The 22,723-nt window shown below is 35.4% G+C and carries 16 protein-coding genes; 6 read left to right on the top strand and 10 right to left on the bottom strand.

Annotation, left to right across the window (positions count from 1 at the left end):
• The 5 genes from ACKI2P_RS09665 to pth2 all read right to left on the bottom strand — a co-directional run.
• On the bottom strand, positions 1-9,009 hold a 9,009-nt coding region (locus ACKI2P_RS09665), incomplete at its 3' end, for an Ig-like domain repeat protein (protein WP_407377212.1).
• A 412-nt stretch (positions 9,010-9,421) separates the two neighbouring features.
• A complete protein-coding gene (locus ACKI2P_RS09660; protein WP_407377211.1) occupies positions 9,422-9,691 on the bottom strand; it encodes an elongation factor 1-beta in 270 nt (89 codons plus the stop codon).
• Between the two features lie 21 nt (positions 9,692-9,712).
• Entirely contained in the window at positions 9,713-9,874 is a 162-nt protein-coding gene (locus ACKI2P_RS09655; protein ID WP_407377210.1) for a zinc finger domain-containing protein, read from the bottom strand.
• Positions 9,875-9,876: 2 nt separating this feature from the next.
• Positions 9,877-10,539, bottom strand: coding sequence for a delta 1-pyrroline-5-carboxylate synthetase (locus ACKI2P_RS09650; RefSeq protein ID WP_407377209.1), 663 nt, complete (start codon positions 10,537-10,539; stop codon positions 9,877-9,879).
• 50 nt (positions 10,540-10,589) lie between these two features.
• The gene (gene pth2, locus ACKI2P_RS09645; protein ID WP_407377208.1) at positions 10,590-10,928 is read right to left on the bottom strand and encodes an aminoacyl-tRNA hydrolase; all 339 of its coding nucleotides are present in this window, start codon (positions 10,926-10,928) and stop codon (positions 10,590-10,592) included.
• A gap of 116 nt (positions 10,929-11,044) precedes the next feature.
• On the opposite strand from pth2, the gene ACKI2P_RS09640 reads away from it, so the two are divergent.
• A complete protein-coding gene (locus tag ACKI2P_RS09640) occupies positions 11,045-12,823 on the top strand; it encodes a ribosome biogenesis/translation initiation ATPase RLI (protein ID WP_407377207.1) in 1,779 nt (592 codons plus the stop codon).
• An 86-nt stretch (positions 12,824-12,909) separates the two neighbouring features.
• Here the strand turns inward: ACKI2P_RS09640 and ACKI2P_RS09635 are convergent, their stop codons facing one another.
• The 4 genes from ACKI2P_RS09635 to radB are packed head-to-tail and all read right to left on the bottom strand — an operon-like array spanning position 12,910 to position 15,943.
• The gene (locus tag ACKI2P_RS09635; protein ID WP_407377206.1) at positions 12,910-13,287 is read right to left on the bottom strand and encodes a putative zinc-binding protein; all 378 of its coding nucleotides are present in this window, start codon (positions 13,285-13,287) and stop codon (positions 12,910-12,912) included.
• Positions 13,284-14,000 carry a ferredoxin gene (locus ACKI2P_RS09630; protein WP_407377205.1) on the bottom strand — a complete coding sequence of 239 codons (717 nt, stop codon included), beginning with the start codon at positions 13,998-14,000 and terminating at the stop codon, positions 13,284-13,286. The genes ACKI2P_RS09635 and ACKI2P_RS09630 overlap by 4 nt, the downstream gene beginning before the upstream one ends.
• Positions 14,001-14,006: 6 nt before the next feature.
• Positions 14,007-15,182, bottom strand: coding sequence for a pyridoxal phosphate-dependent aminotransferase (locus tag ACKI2P_RS09625; RefSeq protein WP_407377204.1), 1,176 nt, complete (start codon positions 15,180-15,182; stop codon positions 14,007-14,009).
• Between the two features lie 56 nt (positions 15,183-15,238).
• Positions 15,239-15,943 (bottom strand): DNA repair and recombination protein RadB, encoded by a 705-nt coding sequence (gene radB / locus ACKI2P_RS09620; protein ID WP_407377203.1) that lies wholly within the window; start codon positions 15,941-15,943, stop codon positions 15,239-15,241.
• Between the two features lie 95 nt (positions 15,944-16,038).
• Between radB and ACKI2P_RS09615 the strand changes: the two genes are divergently transcribed.
• On the top strand, positions 16,039-16,944 hold the full coding sequence (locus ACKI2P_RS09615; protein WP_407377202.1) for a hypothetical protein: 906 nt from the start codon (positions 16,039-16,041) through the stop codon (positions 16,942-16,944).
• Positions 16,945-16,970: 26 nt separating this feature from the next.
• On the opposite strand, the gene ACKI2P_RS09610 is transcribed toward ACKI2P_RS09615, so the two are convergent.
• Positions 16,971-17,552, bottom strand: a complete 582-nt coding sequence (locus ACKI2P_RS09610; protein ID WP_407377201.1) for an L-threonylcarbamoyladenylate synthase — start codon at positions 17,550-17,552, stop codon at positions 16,971-16,973.
• 46 nt (positions 17,553-17,598) lie between these two features.
• Here ACKI2P_RS09610 and pgsA point away from each other — a divergent pair, with 46 nt between their 5' ends.
• From pgsA to ACKI2P_RS09590, 4 genes are all read left to right on the top strand, one after another.
• Positions 17,599-18,165: an archaetidylinositol phosphate synthase gene (pgsA, locus tag ACKI2P_RS09605; protein ID WP_407377200.1), complete on the top strand. Its 567-nt coding sequence runs from the start codon at positions 17,599-17,601 to the stop codon at positions 18,163-18,165.
• Positions 18,162-18,404: a DUF357 domain-containing protein gene (locus tag ACKI2P_RS09600; RefSeq protein ID WP_295001272.1), complete on the top strand. Its 243-nt coding sequence runs from the start codon at positions 18,162-18,164 to the stop codon at positions 18,402-18,404. Before pgsA ends, ACKI2P_RS09600 begins: the two co-directional genes overlap by 4 nt.
• A gap of 570 nt (positions 18,405-18,974) precedes the next feature.
• On the top strand, positions 18,975-21,884 hold the full coding sequence (locus ACKI2P_RS09595) for a TIR domain-containing protein (RefSeq protein ID WP_407377199.1): 2,910 nt from the start codon (positions 18,975-18,977) through the stop codon (positions 21,882-21,884).
• 267 nt (positions 21,885-22,151) lie between these two features.
• Positions 22,152-22,652, top strand: coding sequence for an NAD(P)H-dependent oxidoreductase (locus ACKI2P_RS09590; RefSeq protein WP_407377213.1), 501 nt, complete (start codon positions 22,152-22,154; stop codon positions 22,650-22,652).
• The last annotated feature ends 71 nt before the right edge of the window (positions 22,653-22,723 follow it).

Raw genomic sequence — 22,723 nt, 5'->3', positions numbered from 1 at the left:
AAGAATCATATTTATGACAGCTTTACCATCAATTACTTCAGCAAAAATATTATTGCCGTTTAATGTGAATTTAACAAATCCTGTTGCGTTTTCATCAACGTTAACAGTAACAGTTACATCATAACCGTCTACAACAACATCATGTGTTACTGTTGTGTTCTTTTTAATGTGGTCGGTTACTGTGAATGCTTTTGATGTTTTGTTTGAGTTGAATTTGGAATCTCCCAGGTAGGTTGTTTCTACATTATAATCTCCGGCAGGTAAAATAACATTATAAACCGCTTTACCGTTATTTACTGCAATGTAAACTGCTTTGCCACCAATGTCGAATTCAATAAGACCGCTAGCAGCGCTGTCTATGGTTGCTGTAATGGTTACATTATTTTCCATTGAGTCAACATCGACAGTTATGGTTGTGTTTTTCAATTCCACAACCTGTTTGATTACAGTAAATGAGGTAGTTGTAGTTGCATTGTTGAAGTTTTCATCACCCAAATAAGTTACAACTGCACTGTATGTTCCAGGTCCGAAGTCATAGCTGAATACTGCTTCACCTTTGTTTACAGGAACAATGAAGGTTTGGCCTAAAACAGCAAGTGTAACGTAGCCGCTTGCATTATTGTCGACTTTGGAAACAATAGTTACTGTATATCCATCAACAGTTGAAATCACTGAGATGGAAGTGTCTTTTTTAACATGTCCGACAACAGTGAATGTTTCTGTGGTTGTGTTGGAATAGAATTTTGAATCTCCAAGATATGTTGCTACAACAGAGTAGTCGCCAGCTGTTAAAACATCTTCAAGAACTGCTTTTCCGTCTTTTACTTCAGCATATAATGTATAATTCTCAACTCCAGTAACTTCAAACTTGACAAAACCAGTAGCGGTAGGATCAACTGAAACGGTCATTGTTACATTATTTTCAAATGTTTCAACATTCACTTCAATAGGTGTGTTATTGAGTGGAATTTCACCAACTTTGATTTCAATTTCTGTTGCATTTGCATTAAAGTCTTCATCTCCTAGATATGCAGCTTTCAATGTGTAATTTCCGACTGGTAAAATTGTATTGAATATTGCTTTGCCGTCATTTACTTTAGCGTAAATGCTGTTGTTGTTTAGTGTGAATTCGACAAATCCTGTTGCGTTTTTATTAATGTTAACTGTTACAGTCACGTCATAACCGTCAACTACAACATCTGATGTCATTGTTGTGTTCTTTTTGATGTGGTCGGTTACTGTGAATGCTTTGGAGGTTCTGTTGGCATTGAATTTGGAATCACCTAAGTAAGTTACAACTGCAGCGTAATCACCAGCAGGTAAATTGGTACTGTAAACTGCTTTACCATTAGCTACTGCAATATAAACAACTTTACTTTCAATATTGAATTCTATAAGGCCGCTTGCAGCACTATCAACAGTAGCAGTAATTGTTACATCATTTTCATTGGCATCAACTGTAACATCTACGGTTGTGTTTTTCAAGTCAACTGTTTTTTCAACAACTGTAAATGAAGTGGCTGTAGTTGCATTATTGAAATCAGCATCTCCCCAGTAGACTACGTCTGCATTATAAGTGCTCGGATTGAAATCATAAGTGAATACTGCTTTACCATTGTTTACAGGAACAATGAAGGTTTGGCCTAAAACGCTGATTGTAACATAACCGGTAGCGGCAGGATCAACTGAAGATGTAATTGTTACGGTATAATTATCAACAGTTGAAACAGCAGAAATTGCAGTGTCCTTTTTAATGTGGCCCACAATGGTGAATGTTTCTGTTGTTGTGTTGGAATAGAATTTTGAGTCTCCAAGATATGTTGCTACAACAGTGTAGTCACCGGCTGTTAAAACATCTTCAAGAACTGCCTTACCATCAACAACGTCCGCATATAGATGATATTTTTCAGCTCCGTTGACTTCGAATTTGACAAGGCCTGTAGCAGCAGGGTCAACTGAAGCAGTAATGGTTACATTATTTTCAAATGTTTCAACATTCACTTCAATAGGTGTGTTATTGAGTGGAATTTCACTAACTTTGATTTCAATTTCTGTTGCATTTGCGTTAAAGTCCCCATCTCCAAGATATACAGCAGAAACAGTGTAATTTCCTGCTGGAAGCATCATATTCATTACTGCTTTACCATCACTTACTTCAGCAAATACATCATTATCACCTAATGTGAATTTAACAAATCCTGTTGCATTTTCATCAACGTTAACAGTCACAGTTACATCATAACCGTCTACAACAACATCAGAAGTTATTGTAGTGTTCTTTTTGATGTGGTCGGTTACTGTGAATGCTTTTGATGTTTTGTTTGAGTTGAATTTGGAATCACCCATGTATGTTGCAACAACTGTGTAATCGCCAGCAGGTAAAACAACATCATAAACTGCCACACCATTATTAACAGCAATATAAACAGCTTTACCATCAATGTTAAATTCAATAAGACCGCTAGCAGCACTATCTATGCTAGCTGCAATGGTTACATTATTTTCTACAGAGTCAATATCCACAGAAATAGTAGTGTTTTTCAGTTCTACAACATGTTTGATTACAGTAAATGAAGTGACAGTGGATGCATTATTGAAATCATCATCACCTAAGTAAGTGACAAGTGTACTGTAAGTTCCAGGTTCGAAATCATAAATGAATACTGCTTCGCCATTGTTTATAGGAACAATGAAGGTTTGGCCTAAAACCGCCAGTGTAACATAGCCGCTTGCATTATTGTCGACTTTGGTAACAATAGTTACTGTATTTCCATCAACATTTGAAACCGCAGAAATTGAAGTGTCATTTTTAATGTGGCCTACAACAGTAAATGTTTCTGTAGTTGTATTGGAATAGAATTTTGAATCTCCAAGATAAGTTACCACAACAGAATAATCACCAACAGTTAAAATATCTTCAAGAACTGCTTTACCATCTATTACTTCGGCGTATAATGTATAATCCTCAGCGCCAGTAACTTCAAACTTGACAAGGCCAGTAGCAGCTGAGTCAACAGAAGCAGTAATGGTTACGTTGTTTTCATTCACTAAAACATCAGCAGTAATCTGAGTATTATTAAGGGGAATTTCACCAACACTGATTGGAATGTCAGTAACGTTGATGTTAAAGTCTTCATCTCCAAGATATTTGGCTGCTAATGTGTAATTTCCAACTGGTAAAATTGTATTGAATATTGCTTTGCCGTCATTTACTTTAGCATAAATGCTGTTGTTGTTTAATGTGAATTCAACAAATCCTGTTGCTTTGCTGTCTAAGTTAACAGTTACAGTAACATCATAACCGTCAACAACTACATCAGAAGTCATAGTAGTGTTCTTTTTAATATGGTCAGTTACAGTAAATGCTTTGGAAGTCCTGTTGGCATTGAATCTGGAATCACCAAGATAAGTCACTACAACATTGTAATCACCCGCAGCAAGATCAGCATTATAAACTGCTTTACCATTGGCAACTGCAATATAAACAGCTTTACCATCAATATTGAATTCAACAAGGCCGCTTGCAGCACTATCAACAGTAGCAGTAATTGTTACGTCATTTTCATTGGCATCAACAGTAACGTCCACTGTTGTGTTTTTCAAGTCAACTGTTTTTTCAACAACTGTAAATGAAGTGGCTGTAGTTGCATTATTGAAATTGGCATCACCTAAATAGACAACATCGACATTATAAGTGCCAGGATAGAAATCATATTTGAAAACAGCATTGCCGTTGTCTACAGGAACAATGAAAGTTTGATTTAAAACACTGAGAGTAACATAACCTGTAGCAGCAGGATCAACAGTTGTGGTAATTGTTACAGTATAATTATCAACAACAGAAATTGCAGCAATTGAGGTATCGTTTTTAACATGGCCTACAACGGTGAATGTTTCTGTGGTTGTATTGGAATAGAATTGTGAATCACCAATGTAAGTTGCTATAACGGTGTAGTCACCGGCTGTTAAAACATCTTCAAGTACTGCTTTGCCGTCTTTTACTTCTGCATACAATGTGTAATTTTCAGCACCGCTGACTTCGAATTTGACAAGGCCTGTTGCGGCAGGGTCAACTGAGGCGGTTATGGTTACATTATTTTCGAATATTTCAACATCTACATCAATAGGAGTGTTATTGAGTGGAATTTCGACAACGCTGATTGAAATATCAGTTACATTGATGTTAAAGTCTTCATCTCCAAGATATTTGGCTGTCAATGTGTAATTTCCAACTGGTAAAATTCTATTGAATATTGCTTTGCCGTCAGTTACTTTAGTGTATATGGTATTGTTGTTTAATGTGAATTCGACAAATCCTGTTGTGTTTGTATCTAAGTTAACAGTTACAGTCACGTCATAACCGTCAATAACTACATCAGAAGTTATGGTAGTGTTCTTTTTGATGTGGTCAGTTACAGTGAATACTTTGGAAGTTCTGTTGGCATTGTATCTGGAATCACCAAGGTAAGTTACTGCAACATTGTAATCACCAGCAGGTAAATTGGTATTATAAACTGCTTTTCCACTGATAACTGCTACATAAACAACTTTTCCATTAATATTGAATTCTATAAGACCACTTGCTAAAGGATTGATGTTGGAAGTCATAGTTACGTCGTTTTCAACTGAAGTGACATCGACAGTAATTGTAGTGTTTTTAAGCTCGACAACTTGCTCTGTAACGGTAAATGAAACAGTAGTGGAGTTGGAATTAAAGTCATTATCACCCAGATAAGTTATTTCGGTACTGTATGTTGCAGGTACTAAGTCATATGTGAAAACAGCATTTCCGTCTTTGATTGGAACAAGGAACTTCTGACCTAAAAGATCTACGGTGACATTTCCTGTAGCATTGGAATCCACCTTGGTGGTAATTGTTACAGTATATCCTTCAACATTAACATCTGCAGTTATTGGTGTGTCCTTTTTGATGTGTCCTTTAACTGTAAATGTGCCTCTGGTGCTATTGGAATTGAAATAGACATCTCCGACATAAGTTGCAGTGATGCTGTATTCCCCTTCAACCAGCACGTTGTGGGAAATTGCCTTTCCGTTTACGATTTCTGAATAGGTAGTATATTCTTCAGGACCGCTGATTTCAAATTTGACAAGTCCTGTTGCATTAGGATCAACATCAACAGTGATATCCACGTCATTATCAACAATTGTCCAGTTAAGGTCCATTGTGGTATTGTCCTTGATGATGGATATTGCAGCTATGAGACTTGACTGGTTGTAGTTTTGATTTCCGGCGTAGCTGATGAATACCAGATAATCGCTAGGGTCAAGACCGGCTGTTGGAACTTCAATTGTACCGTTTTCATCTGTGGTGTAAGTTTTAACGCCGTAGAAGTTAACAGTTACAGGAACGTCACTTAAAGGTTTTCCGAAAGCGTCCAATAAGGTTATTTCCAGATTTTCACCGCTGTTGTATGTTGTGGTTATATTGTCTGAGACAAGTTCGGTAGGCTGCTTGTAAACTATCACTCTTATGTAGTTTGTTGTTTCGGTGTAGTTTTCATCTCCGCTGAAGCTTAAGGCAACCCAGTAGTAGTCCACAGGCAAATCGGTAGTGTATATGACTGCAACGCCATTCTCATAGGTTGTGTAATTTTCAATTATGCCGTCAAAGTCGGCGATGATTGTGTTGTTTGCTTTAATCGGATTGTAGTTGTTGTCTTTTAATGTTACGTTGAATGAGTTTTCAAAGCCGTATATTGTTTTAATCAGATTGGTGTCGAATGCGATAATCGGTTCGGCCTTGTTGACGGTAATGTTTGCAATCAGGCTTGATTCTTCATAATTGTCAGTGCCGTCAAAAGTGATGTTTGCTGAATGCTTGCCTGCAGCCAGTCCGCTGACCGGTATTTCTATTTGGCCGTTTTCATCAGTTACATAATCTTTTTTGCCGTTGAAATCAACAGTTAATGTATAATTGCTTAAAATTTCTCCTAAACTGTTTTTAAGAGTGACAATTAAATTTCCCTCATTGTTGTAGGTTATAATCATGTTATCTGAAGTCAGTTCAACAGGTTGCTTGGCCACTATGATTCTGTGATAATTTGTTGCGTTGGTGAAATTTTCGTTTCCGTCGTAAGTCACGGTTGCCACATAATACTCATTTGCAGGCAGATCTATAGTGGATATGGTGAGTGTACCGTTTTCGTTTGTTGTATAAGTTTTAACACCATTTAAATTAACGATAAGTACATGATTTCCTTTAACAGGATTGTAGTTTCCGTCTTTTAAGGTAACATTAAACAAGCTTTCATAACCGTATACTGCCCTTGTCGAATATTCATCAAATGAGAGATGAGGTTCGCATTTATCGACTGTGATGTTTGCAGTCAGGTTGCTTTTTTCATAATTGTTATTGCCATTAAAGGTAATGTCTGCAGTATAATTGCCAGCAGCCAATCCTTCAACAGGAATCCTGATCTGGCCGTTTTCATCTGTTACATAATTTTTTTTAACGTTATTCATATTAACAGTCAGATCCGCACCGCTGACAGGCCTTCCCTGACTTCCGGTTAAATTAACAATCAGCTCTCCGGTTTCGCCGTAAACTGTAATCAGGTTATCTGAAGACAGCACGCTTGCATCCTTGTCAATTATAATTCTTGCGTAAGTTTTTGAACCGGTATAGTTTTCATTTCCATTAAATGCGATGTTAACACCATAAAAGTTCACTGACAGGTCCTGGGTAGGTATTTTAAGCAAACCGTTTTCATCTGTGATGTAAGTTTTTGCAACACCATCCAAATCAACAGTAACGATGTTGGAACCTTTAATCGGATTTCCGTCTTCGCCTTTGAGGGTAATGTTGAAGTAGTCTTCAATACCGTAGTTTACATGCATGATGTCACTGTCACAATAGATTTGGGATTGCGCCTTGTTGATTATGATTTCTGCAAGATAATTTTTTGCACTGATAAACTCGTTTCCCTTGTAGGTCACGTTTGCAAAATAACTTCCGGCCGCAAGTCCGTTGGTGGATACGTATGCAACACCATTCATGTCAGTAGTATAATTTCTATTAATTCCGTTCAGTGAAACGGAAATCTCTGCATCCCTTAATCCCATATATGCATCACCGTTGGGATTAATTGTCAATGTAATTCCCATGTAATTTCTTCTTGAATCTTCTTCCTGGTTATACGCTCTTGTCATGCCTCCTGAAATTGTGACATCAACCTTGGTAACGGTCACAATTGTTTGTGCATATGCATCTGCATAGATTTTATTATTTAAAGAGAAAAGTGCAGAATATGTGCCCGGTGTGAGTCCCAGTGTCGGCACAAATACGTTACCGTTTTCATCAGTGACATAATCCTTTTTGATTCCGTTTAATTCAACTGTTAATGGGACATTGCTTACAGGTCTGTTCAAGTAGTCTAAAACGCCTATCGGTATCTTATAGTATGAATTGTTGTAGTTGACTGTAATTGCAGGTACTCCAATAATCATGGTTGGAATTTTACTCACAGTAACAGTGGCCTTGGCAGCTGATTTGGAATATGTATCATCGCCGTCAAATGTGATGTCTATATTGTATGTTCTCGGAACCAGATCGTTTAAAGCAACTCTTATCATACCATTCTCATCAGTTACATTCGCCATCAGTTTGCCTTTGAAATCGAAGATTACTGTTCGGTTGGCAACTGGTCTGTTTTCATCGTCGTTTAATGTAATTATCAGTTCATTATCGCCTTTGCAAAACATGGAAATGTTATTGTTGTCCAATGTGATTGAGGTTCCCATTTTAGTCACGGTTATTATTACAGTAACTTCATCGGCCGGATAATCAATACAGTTTATTTTCACCCTATAATTGCCAGGTGTCAAATTCACAATCCATTTTTGACCTGATAAAATATTGAACTCGTATAAGTCATGCCATACTCCGTCTTCAGCCTTTTCCACATGGAAGGTCATGTTTACATCTTTAAATTCAATGCTTCCAGCAGTTAATTTGTAAGGAAATGCGCTGCTTGAATTATATTTGCAGGTAAAATCATCCGCATTTATTATCATTTTCTCATAAACTGAAGTGCGGTAATTTTTATCCTTATTGTCGAATGTACAAAAAATTGCTTCTCCTTCATAGAGTGTAAGACCATCACCTGATCCCTTAATATGATTGCCTTCGAATGTACAATTGACATAAGTTCCCTTATAACCTGCTCCTCCTTGATTAGTAACCCAATTATCTTTAAAATAACAGTTATAACAGGTACTCTCATATGCTGCACCACCTTTGGCAACAAGATCTGTGTCACCGCCATGGGATGCTTTATTATTGTAGAATGTACAGTTTTCAGCATAACTTCTAGAAATTGCTCCACCATACGTTGCGGTATTTCCATTAAATGTACAATTTATAGCACGACCTTCTCGCATCGCAGCACCACCAGCATTGTTACCATAACTAAGACATTCTTCGAAAAGACAGTTTATTGCTGTGCCTTTATAAACTGCAGCATTATTATCACTTGCACATAATATAAACTTACAGTTTATATAAGTACCTCCAGTAACTGTCGGACCATTAAAAGTATTAATTGTCAAATTTTTGACTACAACATTTTTTCCCTCAGCTACTCTTAACATAGGAGAAGAAGAGTGATGGCCATTAACATAGTGTCCCTGTCCGTCAATAGTCACATCACGATTAAGTTCAATCACCTCAAAACTATCACCGTCTTCCGCCTTAAATTCATAATCACGAGTTAAATTAATAACTGAATTCTGATTGTTTACAATATAGCTCCTAAATTCAGACAGCGGAGCCGCATTGGGGTCATAATCACGTTTCGATAATTTTTCATCATATTCGTCTTCCAAAATTACATTTTCGTTTTCATCCGTGCTAATTGCATTCTCTGACGTGTCTTCAGCACCTACAGCGTCTGCAGTGTTGTCGGCTGCACTTGCAAAGCCAACAGCCGATAGACATATCAGCAAGATTGCAAATATCAGGATTTTCTTTTTCCCTATCAAAAAAATCATTCCTCTTTATCGATTAAAGTTAAACGAATATATTATGTTTAAATACATATTTATAATTATGTGAACTAAATGATATACTAAAAAATATAAACATTTCAAAATAATTAATTTATTAGGAAATACTGTAAACTTTTCAAAAAAAATAAAATAAACCAATGATATTTTAATTCAATATTAGTTGCTCGGCTGATTTTTTAACCACACCATAACACAGCTATTTTAAAATCATATCTTGAATTTTTGATTTAAATCCAATAGAAAATATAATGGAATATCCCAAAACAAAAATCAGGGTTTAAATAGAATCTCGCTAGAATTACTTAAACCAGTTATTTACAAAATTAAAAAAAAAACAGAAATAAAATACAATACTAAAAAAAATAAAAAAAGAAATGATAAATCCCAAAGAGATTTACATTAATCTTCCGACACCAGTAATTTCGATACTGGCTACGCCTTCGATTTCGGAAACCATGTTTTCAACAGGTTCTGATCCGCCTTCACCGTCATCAGTGATGAAGCTTAAGATAATAGCCACTAAACCAAAAGCAATTGGTTCTTCTTTCATATCATGGAGTTCAGCGCCTTCTGGCATTGAATCTTTGATAGTTGCTTTGATAGCTTCTAAATCTACATCAGGACTGTCTGGCATGATTTTCATAGTTGTTAATACTTCACCCATTTTCATTCCTCCATTTTAAATTTATGGTCCTTCAAATCCGCATTCGCATTTGTAAGCATGACCGAAAGTACGGCATTTTTCACATCTTGATATAATTTTTCCACATTCTGGACATTCGAATTCTACAAATGGTCCAGTTAATGGAATTTCTTGTTTACATGAAATACATTCTACTGGTTTCATTTTTAATCACCTATTATTTGTGTGTAATCGAAATTATAATCAGTTATAGCATCATCTATAAGAGATAAAACCCTTTCGGGATATTTTCCGTTCACAACATAACAATCAGTCCCAAACTCTAATAAAAGAGACGGTAACATTACATCAATCGACGACTCCTGAAAAGTTAGTAAAGTTTTTGCATCGATTTTACTTATGAATGTTGAACCTGGCTCTTTCGGTTCTTGGGTATATATACCATTTACATTTGTTACTATTAAAAGGTTTGCATTTAGAAGGTGTGCGACATATGCTGCAATTGAGTCTGATGTTACATCCCATGAGCATTCAAATGGGTCTTCAGTTTTCAAAAAGTCCGAAACCACAAATATTGGAGTGAAATCTTCATCAGATATTTCATTAACCTCATCAATGGAATAGGCAAGTCTGGCGGAGTCTACCTTATCCGCCACAAGCTTTGCAATTATATCCATGCAGTCGATGGCTGTCCAGTGGTTGGTTTCATCAGAAAAGTTTTCCGCTTCATCATATTTTCTAATAAGATTTGCAAACTCTCCACCACCCAGAATGATTACCGAATTAGTATTTTTCAGTTTTTCTGCAAGTTCAATTGCATGTTTTGGAAACAGACTTCCTCCAATTTTTACAACCTGTTTTATGCTCATAATATCTACCGCATTTAGTTAAAAATAGCCTCGATTAAAATGACAGTTGTCTATAAAAGTTTCAAATCTCCAGTCACTTCATCGATTATTTCATCCTCATCAGGACCCAGTGCCAAAACTGTAACGCTTGATGTAGGTATCTGAGTACGTCCTGCATCAACTACCAAATAGTTGGCAATGCCCTTTTCATCAGCCAGCTTTTTCAGTGCAGTCAGCTCCTCCAAAGTCTGAACCTTTAAAACAACCTTTGCATAAGCTTCATTTTCCCATTTTCTAATCTTTTCTTTAGGGGATTTTTTGTATGCGCCAATGGATCCGTGACAGCACTGAGCGGCGATTTTTCCTTTTTTCATTTTTAAATCTGTTCTGACAATCATTACCTGTTTCATCTTATCATTAATAAATATTTAATTACCTCTTTAAAAAGTTTAACTATCAAATTTGCAATAGTTTAATTAAATAGTATTAATATAATTATTAATGATTATATATTAAGGAGATTATAATGACTCGTATTTCAATTTTAGACAAAGACCGATGTCAACCTAAAAAATGTGATTATCTTTGCATACATTACTGTCCCGGCGTCAGAATGGACGAGGACACCATAGTAATCGATGAAGATACAAAAAAACCGTTGATATCAGAAGAATTATGTGAAGGATGCGGTATCTGTACCAACCGCTGTCCGTTTGATGCTATTACAATTATCAACCTGCCTGAAGCTGCAGGAGAACCTATCCACAGGTTTGGCCAAAACCAGTTTGAACTGTTTGGCCTTCCAACCCTTGAAGAGGGAACCGTTTTAGGTCTTCTAGGTCAGAACGGTATCGGAAAATCCACAATAATGAATATTTTATCAGGAAATCTGATACCTAACTTTGGCGACTATGAAAACAAGCCTGAAAACTGGGATGCAGTGATTGACTACTACAAAGGATCAGCACTTCAGAAATACTTCCAGGACCTGTCAGAAGGAAACATCAAAACCATTCTGAAACCTCAGATGGTTGACCAGCTTCCGAAAGTCGTTAAAGGAAAAGTTAAGGATTTGCTTTCAAACGTTAATGAAAGGGACAAGCTTGACTATGTCACAAAAGAGCTTCAGCTTGAAAACGTTCTTGACAGGAAAATGGAAAACCTCAGTGGTGGAGAACTTCAAAGAGTTGCAATAGCCGCAACAGTATTAAGAGAAGGTGATTTCTACTACTTCGACGAACCCACTTCCTGGCTTGACGTATCACAAAGGTTAAATGCCGTTAAAGTTATCCGTTCACTTGCCGAAGAAGGCAAAAGCGTTCTCGTTATTGAGCACGACCTCGCTACTTTAGACGCACTTTCCGACAATATCCATATCCTGTACGGTACCCCAGGAGGATACGGTGTAGTGTCCGGAAGAAAAGGAGTTAGATTAGGTATTAATGCATACATCAAAGGATTTTTAGCAGAAGAAAATGTAAGAATCAGAAGAAATCCGATTGAATTTACAATCAGGCCCCCGACTCCCGAAGATGAAGGGGATGCAATTGCAAGTTATTCCGACTTAAGCAAAGACTATGACGGATTCAAGCTGACTGCTGATGAAGGAGAAATATTTTACGATGAAATAGTGACCGCATTCGGTTCAAACGGTATCGGTAAAACTACATTCGCCAAAATGCTTGCAGGAGTGGAAGAACCAACTTCAGGTGAAGTTGATGAGGAAGTAACAATTGCCTACAAACCACAGTATATCGTTACAAACTTTGAAGGAAGCGTAAGTGATTTCTTATACATGAACGCACCAAGTTTCGGATCTAAAATCTTTGAAAGCGAAATCATGAACCCTTTAAGCCTGAACGAACTGCTTGACAAACCGGTCAAAGGCCTAAGTGGAGGGGAACTTCAAAGACTCGCAATTGCAGCAACACTTGCAAAGGATGCTGAAATATATCTTTTCGATGAACCTACAGCATTTCTGGATGTTGAGCAAAGGCTTGTTGCCGCAAGAGTTATCAGAAAACTTGTTGAAAGCAGAAATGCCGCTTCACTTATTGTTGACCACGATATTGTCTTTATTGACTACATTTCAGACAGAGCAATGGTATTTGATGGAACACCTGGTTTAAACGGCCATGCATCAAAACCTACTGATTTGAGAAATGCGATGAATGAATTTTTAGGAAACCTCAACATCACATTCAGAAGAGACAAGGAAACAAAAAGGCCAAGGGTTAACAAACTCGACAGTTACAAAGACCGTGAACAGAAAGAGAAAGGAGAATACTATTATCTTTCAGATTAAATCTCCTTTTTTATTTTTTTAAAATTGAATGAAAGAACTTGAACCTCTCCGGCTTAAAGAAGCCGAAGAATTCTTGCACAATAATGTTAAATATTCTCAAGTTCTTTTAAAATATATTTTTTTAATACACTTACTGCCTTTTCACCGTCATCATCAAGACGAACAGCATCCAAAGGATTCAAATCGTAAGTCTTTACAACTGCATCCGCAGAGATGTTTTTAACCACATCAACATCCTTGTCATTTAAAATGACAGATGCACAGTCATCGCCACATCCAGTAATAGTAACTATCTTTGCATCATCCAGAATAGGTGAACAGTTGTTTGGCTGTGCTGAATATTCAGTAATGCATGCCGCTACAATATTATCATTTTCAAGTGCTAATTCAACACTAGCAGCTCTTACAACCATGCCTAACGGACTTAATCCGCTGCATGAAACTAATGCGATTTTATCATTCATTTTTTCATCCTCATATATCTTTTTTTAACTTTTTCATAACCTCTTTTATAAAACGGACAGAAATTTATGCAGTTGCTGCATCCTTCACGGTGGGCGGTGCATGCCTTTCTTATGACCATTTCGTTTTCATCGAATGCCTTTTCAGGACACCTGTCAATGCATACCCCGCATGTTGAGCAGTAATCAGCTACCCATTCAAGCTCATTTTCCTCCTTGAAAGGCAGATTTTCGACTGATGTTTGAATCATAAACAACCCTAAATTCAAACCTTCCTTGAACATGCACATGTTGCTTCTGGTTATGACCGCCTCATTTGACTGCATTGCAATTGACCTTAAGCTGACACGGTCATCCAACGGATTAATCAAATCAGCCCTAAATCCGTTTTTCCTTAAAAGGTCTGCAAGCTCAAATGTCTTATGGCCGAATTCTTGAAATTCAGCATCTTCCAGACGGCATTTTTCTTTGGAAGGCTCCATTTTTAGGATTTCATCAGACATGCAATACTTCAGGATTATTATGTTGTCCCAGTCAATGTCCCATTCGTCCTTAAAATCATCACTCAGTTTGGAATAGCTCACTCCGACAAAATCAAGATTGATGGCATAATCGTTAAATTCATTTAAAAAATCGTCTGTGATGGCGGTTTTTGGATGGTGAGGGTTTTCGTGTGTGTAAAAATTTGGAACAGGTTGATGATATCTGAATCTCATAGCAACCTATTTTGTTCTTAAGGCTTCAACGGCCTTAGGGAATTCTTCGCAGAATACTTTGATTTCTTCTGTTGGAATTGAGAAACTTATACGTAAATATCTGTCTCCGAATTCTTCAGAAGTGTATTCCCCTTCCCTTGTGAATAGCTTTTTGTCAATAAGATAATTTGACATTACCTTAGGGTTGATTCCTGCACCTGACAAATCGATTACCATCATGTTTGCATCTGACGGATAGACAGGCAGGAACACACCTTCAATAGAATCAACCATTTCCTTAATCAGCCTTTGGTTTTCAAAGCAGGTTTCTCTCATCTGAGCATACCATTTGTCTTTGGATTTGAGACCTGCGATTGCTCCATATTGGGAGATTATGTTTACTCCAAGGTCGTTTACAACAGCATTTTTGATGGCGTCGATAATCGGTTTTGATGAGATAACCCCACCGATTCTCAATCCTGCCATACCGAATATTTTTGAGAAACTGTATATTGTCAAAGTCTGGCCAGGAGCATAGTTTTCAACAAGGAAATGTTCTCGTGCGAAATCCTTGTATGTAATGTCATGCAATAAGTATAAATCGTTTTCCTTTGCGATTTCGGCAAATTCCTTAAGCTCATCTTCAGTGTATGATGAACCTAACGGGTTTAACGGATCAATCAAAATTACCATACGGGTGTTTTCATCCATGTTTTCCCTGAGCAATTTTGGAGTCAGTTTATATCCGTTTTCTTCAGAATAAATTGGAACATACCTTGCTTCATCAGCAAATCTGCTTGCAAAGTCACCTATAATGAAATATCCAGGATCTGATAGGATAACGTTGTCTTCCGGTTCGAGCAATGCCTGCATGACCAGATATAATGATTCGGTTGCACCAGATGTCAAAAGAACTTCCAAGTCTTTCAAGTCCAAATCATCCAAAATCAATTGTTTGAGTTCGGAAAATCCTTCAGGAGCAGGATATCTGCAGAAGGTCTTCTGGCGAATGGCATCAATCATCGCATCAGCTATTGAGTCATCATGCAGATGATTTGTATTTTGACCCATCCAAATCATGTCTTCATCCATGTACATGTCCTCGAAAAAGTCATTAGAATTATCATAACCTTCCGGAGGAACCCGTTCAGTCTTTTTAAATTTTTTTCTTGGGTTTTTTATATCAAAATCCTTTTCTCTCATTATACCACCAACAATTCCAAAATAAATATATATTATTAATAATTAATAAAATTAACTTAAATAATTCCACGAGAAGTGATTGAAAAAACGGCCTGATTGCCTTCTGGAATGCTTCTGTGCCGTATCAATGTTGCAACACGCTTATTAAGCTCATCACTACGTTCCAACTGGATTATTACTTTGCTCCAATACTGCAGGATAGTTCCACCAACCGCCCGTATGTCATTGTTTCCCTCATCGTCAAACGCATTGTAAATCTGGTTTGTAAGGACAACAGCAACATCATATTTTCTGGCGATTTTGGACAGTATTCCCATCTGCTTACCCAACTCCTTGTTGAGCTTGGATGACTTCATGTCATCTACCCTGTAGAGGGCGACTGCAGAGTCAAGAACAATCAAATCCACATCATCGTGGTTTTTTCGAAGCCACACTTCAATTGCCTTTAAAGTGTCGTTCTGTTCTAAAAAATTAGTAGGTTCAAAAACAATTATGTTATTGGCCACCCTTTGAAAATCATTGCCGGAAATCTGCTTGATTCTGTCGATTGAGATTCCACCTTCAGTGTCAATATACATGGCTTTCTTGTCTGTTTTTGCAACATTTACAGCCAATGCCAATGTTATATTACTCTTGCCGGAGCTAGGCGGTCCGAATATCTGAGTAATCACACCCTTTTCAAATCCTCCCTTTAAAAGAGCATCCAGTGAAGAGTTTGATGAAATCTTATGATTATCTTCAAAGTTGGCTAATACTTTCATGAGTAAATATTGATTTTCATATGTTATATATTTAACAAAATAGTTATTAAGTAAAAATATCCATATTATCAACTAACTTAAAAGGAGCCTTTAATATGATGAAAAAAATAATCCCCATATTGATAGTTTTAATCATCACAGTCAGCTGCCTGAGCCTAGTTTCAGCAGATAACGGCACAGACAATGAGACCATTGAAACTAACGAGATTGAAGATTTGGCCAATTTTATTACTGTTAATTCCATCAATGGCCATGAAATTGCGTTCAGTGACGGATTTATGGGATTCTGTTTGGATGCAACCAAAACGGTTGACAGTACAGACAAGTTCACATCCCAAAGTACAACAAGCAATGAAAACGACGTGAAACTGGCAATAATAGAATGCTATAAACAAAACAAAGAAAATGACATGGGAAACGTTATCCAAAAAGTACTCGCTAAGGATTCAGGAGATTCAGTTGCTGAAAATGTATTGGGATCCAGTGAACAGGTTGGAGACCATGTTGTTGTAAACATCAGCAATTCAACTGAGGCCACATTTGACTTTGAGCTTTTGAAATCATCACAAGACGGCAAGCCGGATTGTATCGCATATAAAGTGTCTTTACAGACAATAATTCCTGAAGACACAGTATCCGATAACGGAACAGACAACGCTACTGATGAAGTTATTCAAAACGATACCAACAAAAACACCACTCCTGAAGAGGTCATTCCAAACGAAACCGATGATGCAAACAAAACAACACCTCAAAGCGACGATAAACAAACCAGTGAAACCAACAAGACAATTACAAACAAAACAAATATCGTCATTATCAATGAGACAAATACAACAATAATAAAGAAAAACAATACCAAAGTAATTACAAAAAATGACACACCGCAAAACGCTACACTCCAGCACACCATAATGAAAGCTGCCGGAAATCCTATAGTTCTGCTTGCGATTGTCGTTATAATCATTGCAGTCGTTGCTGTGGTTATGAGAAGAAGATAATTTTTAAAGAGATTGTCATTCAATCTCTATTTTCTTATTATTTTTGGAACTACCTTTGTAAGGTCAACTATTTTTGAAGCATGATTTGTATCAAGCTTTCCGACATCAATAACCAAATCCACATCCTGATTCAACTGTTCAAGAATTTCACCAGGTGTCGGGAGAACCTCCTCATCGGAGATGTTTGCGCTTGTTGTTGTAATCGGAAAAATGCTGGCTAATCTGCATGCGATTTCACAATTCGGAACCCTCACACCCACAAGTCTTGAACCGCCGGTGACAGACCTTGGGACTATAGTGTTTCTGTTTAAAATAAATGTGTATGGTCCCGGAAGATGGGATGCGATGATTTCCTTTTGCCTTACGGTAACATCGGCAACAACATCAATTGCCCTTGTATTTGAAACCAGTATTGAAAGAGGCTTTAAAAAACTTCTGTTTTTTAATTCAAAAACCCTTTTTACGGCTTGCTTGTCAAAGATATTGGCTCCCAAACCATAGACAGTGTCGGTAGGATACAATATAACCCCTCCATTGGCCAATACTTCGACAGCTTCATCAATTATGCCTTCATCAAAATCATCAATGCTGGTTTTCAATATTTTCATTTTTCATTACCTAACAATTATATTAGATAAAAATTTATATATAATTATGCTTCAATCTCTAAGACCATTATTAACAAAAATATTGAATCCTTTAGCGAAGAATTTAAACATCAATCCGAATATAGTGACAGTCATCTCACCGTTCGTTGCGGTACTTGCAGCTTACGGCTTTGCAAATCATATGCTTATTTTGGGATGTGTTGCAATACTTCTTTCAGGTTTTCTGGATGTTGTTGACGGTGCAGTTGCAAGATTCCATGGAAGATCATCCAAATTCGGCGCATTTCTCGACTCAACAATGGACAGATTTGCAGATGCGATAATATATATCGGAATAATATTCGGAGGATACTGCGACTGGTTTGTCGGCGTTCTGGCAATACACTCCGCAATAACTGTAAGTTATGTAAGAGCAAGAGCCGAATCACAGGGCGTTGACTGCAATATAGGAATAGCTGAAAGGGCAGTTCGTATGATTATTTTAATGGTTGGAGCAATTATCGGATACTTTGCAGGCGATATTTACTTTACATATATAATTTACATTTTAGTGATTTTATCATACTTTACCGTTGGGCAAAGAATCGTACATGTATGGAGGCAATTAAGATGAGTGAACTGGAAAGTCCTGAAAAAATAGCAAAAGACATTGCAAAACTTGAAAGGAATTTAAATCAGGTTGCGCATATTGAGTTTGTCGGAAAGGAAAAGGAAGTCTATGACAGGGCTGTTGACTACTGGAATGATTCAAAATATTACCTTGAAAAAGAGGACATGAGAACTGCATTCGGTTGTATTGAATACAGCCACGGTCTTTTAGATGCTTTAAGGATGATTCATGGAATCATCTAACTACTTTTCTATTAATGCCCTCTTTAGAAAAATTGAACATCACCCTACTGTCAAAATTTTTTTGATAACACAATAAGCCTAAAAAAAATAGTGTTTTTATTTTTGAGTTTACTTTGCCGTTTTTGAGTAGGTGCTTATATTTTGTTAGTATACGGGCAACAAAATTTTACAATGATTTTTGGAGTTTATATCTTTTATTATGCTTCTATAATTATTTTTAATTATTTTAATGTAATGTTGGTCATTGTATACTTTAATTGATGATTTTTTATTCTTATTTTTATAAAAAGAGTTTTTTAAATAATTATTTTTAAAGGCTGTTTTGATCGTTTTTAGTTGAGTGCTTATATTTTGTATAGTATTTTTTGGTATATTGTCTTAAGTAAAATTTGTTAACATAATTTGAAAAAATTAATGCATCTCAACATATACTCTAATAAAAATAGTTTGAGAAAATTAAAGCAAAACCATTTGATTTTATTTAATTGAATGATTGAAGCAATCACTTCTATGAATAAATTTAATTAATAGTAATCATATAGGTAATATTATATATTGCTGGTGTTCATGATGGGGTTCTTGGATAAAGTTAAAAAGGTATTTAGTTCTAAAAAGGAAGATGTTGGATCTCAAGATTCTAAAAGTAGTATTTCGAAACATGATGTTTTTATAAGTTATTCTACTAAAGATAGTGAAATTGCTAATATGATTTGTCATGTTTTGGAGCAAAATAATCTTAAATGTTGGATTGCACCACGTGATATTATTTCAGGCGGAAGTTATGTTGATGAGATTGTGGATGCAATTAAATCAACAAAAATTGTTGTTTTAGTTTTTTCACAATATTCACAAAAGTCTAAATATGTAAATAATGAAATTGATTTGGCGGTTTCTTATAATAAACATATTCTTTTATTTAATATTGATAATTCATTACCTAATGAAAATAAGGAATATTATTTAAAGGCATCTAAATGTGTGTCCGCATATCCCAACCCTGAAGAGGAATTTGAGACATTAATTTTGGAAGCTTTAAAATTGTATCATGGAGAAATTTCAATTGTTGATGAAAGCTTTAATGAAAAAGAAATTCAACCTCAAAACTCTGGAGATAATTTAATAAATGATGAAGTATTTGATAAATCAACATTTACTGATAATATTAGAAACTTTAAATATTTAGATGATTTAATTCATAGTGGAGTAAAAGAAATAGTTTTAGACTCTGATATTGTTCTAGAAGATGTTGAAGAATCTGAGTATTATTTTGGAATTAAATTGGATGTTGATGACCTAGTTATAGATGGTAATGGTCATAAAATTGATGTATGTGGCAAAACACGAATGTTCGTATGTGAAGGAGAAAATATCCTCCTAAAGAATATTAAATTCACAAATGGTGGATTTACAAAATATGATGCAGGAGTAATGTGGGTAAAGGGTGATGTAACAGTAATTAACTCAACATTCAGTAAGAACAATGCAAGACTTGGGGGCGCAATATACATGGATGGAGGTCATTTGACATTAATAGATTCCGTTCTCAAGGACAATACTGCCAAAAGTGGTGGGGCAATATATAACCATTATGGTAAGCTAGAAATAATAAATTCAATCCTCACTGAAAACAAGTCCAAGACTGGTGGAACAATATATAGTGAAAACGGTGAGATAATAATTAGTGAATCAACGATAAACAGAAATATTGCAAATGAAGGTGGAGCTATAAAAAGTTATAATACTTCATTAACAATACAGAAATCCAAACTCAATGAAAACACAGCAGGTCATGGTGGAGCAATACACAGTGAGTATGAGAAATCAGTAAACATATTAACTTTAATGGCGATTGACACTAATAATAGTAGTTTAACAATAACAGATTCTGAAATAAACAATAACAGTGCAAACAGTTATGGGGCAATTTACAATAAGTCGGTTGCCGTGAAAATATCAGGGTCTACACTAAATGAAAACAAGGCAAAATATGTGGGTTGCATATATAATCAAGGGGAGATGCACATTTCAAAATCTCTGATTAAGGGAAACATTGCAGATAATGGGGGGATAATAGAACATACTTCTAGAAATTTCAAGATTTCTGATTGTAAAATTTCAAAGAACAAATCTTTAAACAACATTATTATTAACAATGATTTTTTTCAAATTTACGGGTCTGCTTTTAATGGAAATAAATCTGGAGAAATAATATTCAATGATGGTCATGAGTCTTATTTAAGAATTTTCAATGGGGAATTCAGTGAAAATGATATTGAAAAATCCGTAATCAGAAATTGTGGAAATTCATGCAATATTGAAAAAACCAGCTTTAAAAACAATATTTTATATTCCAATTCAAAAAATATTATCAATCAAAGCAATTTAACTTTAATTAATCCTAATATAAAAGATAACGGCAAAACGATATTAAATGAAGGATATGTGCTTATAAGAAAAGCATCCGAAGATTTTGAAAGTAAAATTTATGGAAGCGGTACTGTTGAGACAGTAGGATTAACAAAGTTTAATGAAAAATTTAATTTTGAATATTTGGATAATAAAATTCATGAAAGTTCAAGCAAAGAAATCATTCTAGAAGAAGACATATGTTTTGAAAATTATGAAATTGATTTTTATGAAGGTGGAATTGAACTGGACATCGATAATTTAATTATCAACGGAAACGGCAAAACTATTGACGGTGCCGGCAAATCACGCTTTTTTATAGTTACTGGAAAAAACATCAAACTTAAAAACATTATATTTAAGAATGGATGTTCATATAAGAACTATGATATTCCACTAAATAGCAGTGGAGGTGCAATAATTATCACCCATAATGCAAAAATAACAATTGAAAATTGTAAATTCATAGATAATGTTTCATCCAGTGCCGGTGGTGTAATATGCAATTATGGTGGGGATTTGATTCTAAAAGAATCTTGGATATCTGATAATGTGGCAACTGAGTATGGTGGAGCAATATATAATTATTGTGGGAAAATGAACATATCCAAATCTACATTTGATAATAATTCATCTCTGAAAGGTAGTGGCGGAGCAATAGCCAATATCAGTGGAGATTTTGAAGTATCTAATTCTAGTTTTAATTATAACAATTCAAAAGGGGATGGTGGAGCGCTATTTGTTAAAGGAGGCTCATTGAATGTGTTGGAATCTACTTTAAACAATAACAAATCACGAAGTACGGGCGGTGCAATAAGTAACCTCTATGCTAGATTAACAACACTTGAATCTACTCTTAACAAAAACACTGCGGAAAAAGGTGGTGCAATATATAACTTTTCAGGTTATTTAACTGTAAAAAGATCATCATTGTGCAATAACCATGCAGATCATCCTGGGGGAGCTATATGTAATTTCATGGAAGGTGATTTCAATTTTGACAATTGTGAATTTGATCATAATGAACCGGATAACCTTACATATAGACGTGTTCCTTTTAATTTTGGGATATAAAAATTTTCATTCAATTTATTCATGAAATTAACAATCTCGTAATAATCATTTCCAGCAATATTCTTATTATATTATTTATTATTCTTTATATGGGATGAGTGATAAAATTTATGAAATATGGGGTAAAAATAAAAGTAATAAAAATATATACTTTTTAGTTGTATAGTATAATTTGAGAGCTAAAAGTACTAAATATTTTGTTAGTATACGGGCAAAAATTATTTTAATAACTTTTTAAATGGATAATATGTTAAATAGAACTCCTAAATTGCTATATTATATTGTCATCCTAGTGAAAAATCAATCACAAATACCATTAAACAGAGATATATTGATGGATTGGAAGAAATAAATATCTCATACACAATCACAGATTTATATGGATCTAATTTTAATTCAGATATTACTGAAGAGGAATATTTAAGAGAAAATAATAATATTCCATGTCCTTTAGCTGAAGATGTGCTTCTTGAACAGGAAAGAATTAATAATGCAGATGTATTGACATTCATATTTCCGTTATTTTGGATGGATGCACCTTCAAAATTGGTGGGTTATTTTGCAAGAGTATTTACAAAGGGATTTAAATATGATTATGATGACGGTAAATCTGCATCAATGAAGACAATGGTCCATACAAACTTCCTAATTAGTGCAGGTAGCAGTTACGATGATTTGGAAAAAGACGGCAAAATAAATGCATTGGAAACAATATTTATAAGCACCTGCTCCATCTTATCACCATCAAGGGGGATTTTTGGAATATGATTTATACTGTTGTAAACAATTGTCTGTTCCTTATTTTTAGCCTCAAACTGCATTCTTTCCGAAACGCCCGT

Source organism: Methanobrevibacter sp., from assembly GCF_045541095.1.
Classification (GTDB): domain Archaea; phylum Methanobacteriota; class Methanobacteria; order Methanobacteriales; family Methanobacteriaceae; genus Methanocatella.
Note: the sequence above shows the minus strand (reverse complement) of the source record. Positions and strands in the feature narration are given on the sequence as shown.

What these genes read in the sequence shown, in the direction of transcription:
- ACKI2P_RS09660 (WP_407377211.1), bottom strand. Translation starts at nt 9,691, where the DNA reads ATGGGTGAAGTATTAACAACTATGAAAATCATGCCAGACAGTCCTGAT.
- ACKI2P_RS09655 (WP_407377210.1), bottom strand. Translation starts at nt 9,874, where the DNA reads ATGAAACCAGTAGAATGTATTTCATGTAAACAAGAAATTCCATTAACT.
- ACKI2P_RS09650 (WP_407377209.1), bottom strand. Translation starts at nt 10,539, where the DNA reads ATGAGCATAAAACAGGTTGTAAAAATTGGAGGAAGTCTGTTTCCAAAA.
- pth2 (WP_407377208.1), bottom strand. Translation starts at nt 10,928, where the DNA reads ATGAAACAGGTAATGATTGTCAGAACAGATTTAAAAATGAAAAAAGGA.
- ACKI2P_RS09640 (WP_407377207.1), top strand. Translation starts at nt 11,045, where the DNA reads ATGACTCGTATTTCAATTTTAGACAAAGACCGATGTCAACCTAAAAAA.
- ACKI2P_RS09635 (WP_407377206.1), bottom strand. Translation starts at nt 13,287, where the DNA reads ATGAATGATAAAATCGCATTAGTTTCATGCAGCGGATTAAGTCCGTTA.
- ACKI2P_RS09630 (WP_407377205.1), bottom strand. Translation starts at nt 14,000, where the DNA reads ATGAGATTCAGATATCATCAACCTGTTCCAAATTTTTACACACACGAA.
- ACKI2P_RS09625 (WP_407377204.1), bottom strand. Translation starts at nt 15,182, where the DNA reads ATGAGAGAAAAGGATTTTGATATAAAAAACCCAAGAAAAAAATTTAAA.
- radB (WP_407377203.1), bottom strand. Translation starts at nt 15,943, where the DNA reads ATGAAAGTATTAGCCAACTTTGAAGATAATCATAAGATTTCATCAAAC.
- ACKI2P_RS09615 (WP_407377202.1), top strand. Translation starts at nt 16,039, where the DNA reads ATGATGAAAAAAATAATCCCCATATTGATAGTTTTAATCATCACAGTC.
- ACKI2P_RS09610 (WP_407377201.1), bottom strand. Translation starts at nt 17,552, where the DNA reads ATGAAAATATTGAAAACCAGCATTGATGATTTTGATGAAGGCATAATT.
- pgsA (WP_407377200.1), top strand. Translation starts at nt 17,599, where the DNA reads ATGCTTCAATCTCTAAGACCATTATTAACAAAAATATTGAATCCTTTA.
- ACKI2P_RS09600 (WP_295001272.1), top strand. Translation starts at nt 18,162, where the DNA reads ATGAGTGAACTGGAAAGTCCTGAAAAAATAGCAAAAGACATTGCAAAA.
- ACKI2P_RS09595 (WP_407377199.1), top strand. Translation starts at nt 18,975, where the DNA reads ATGGGGTTCTTGGATAAAGTTAAAAAGGTATTTAGTTCTAAAAAGGAA.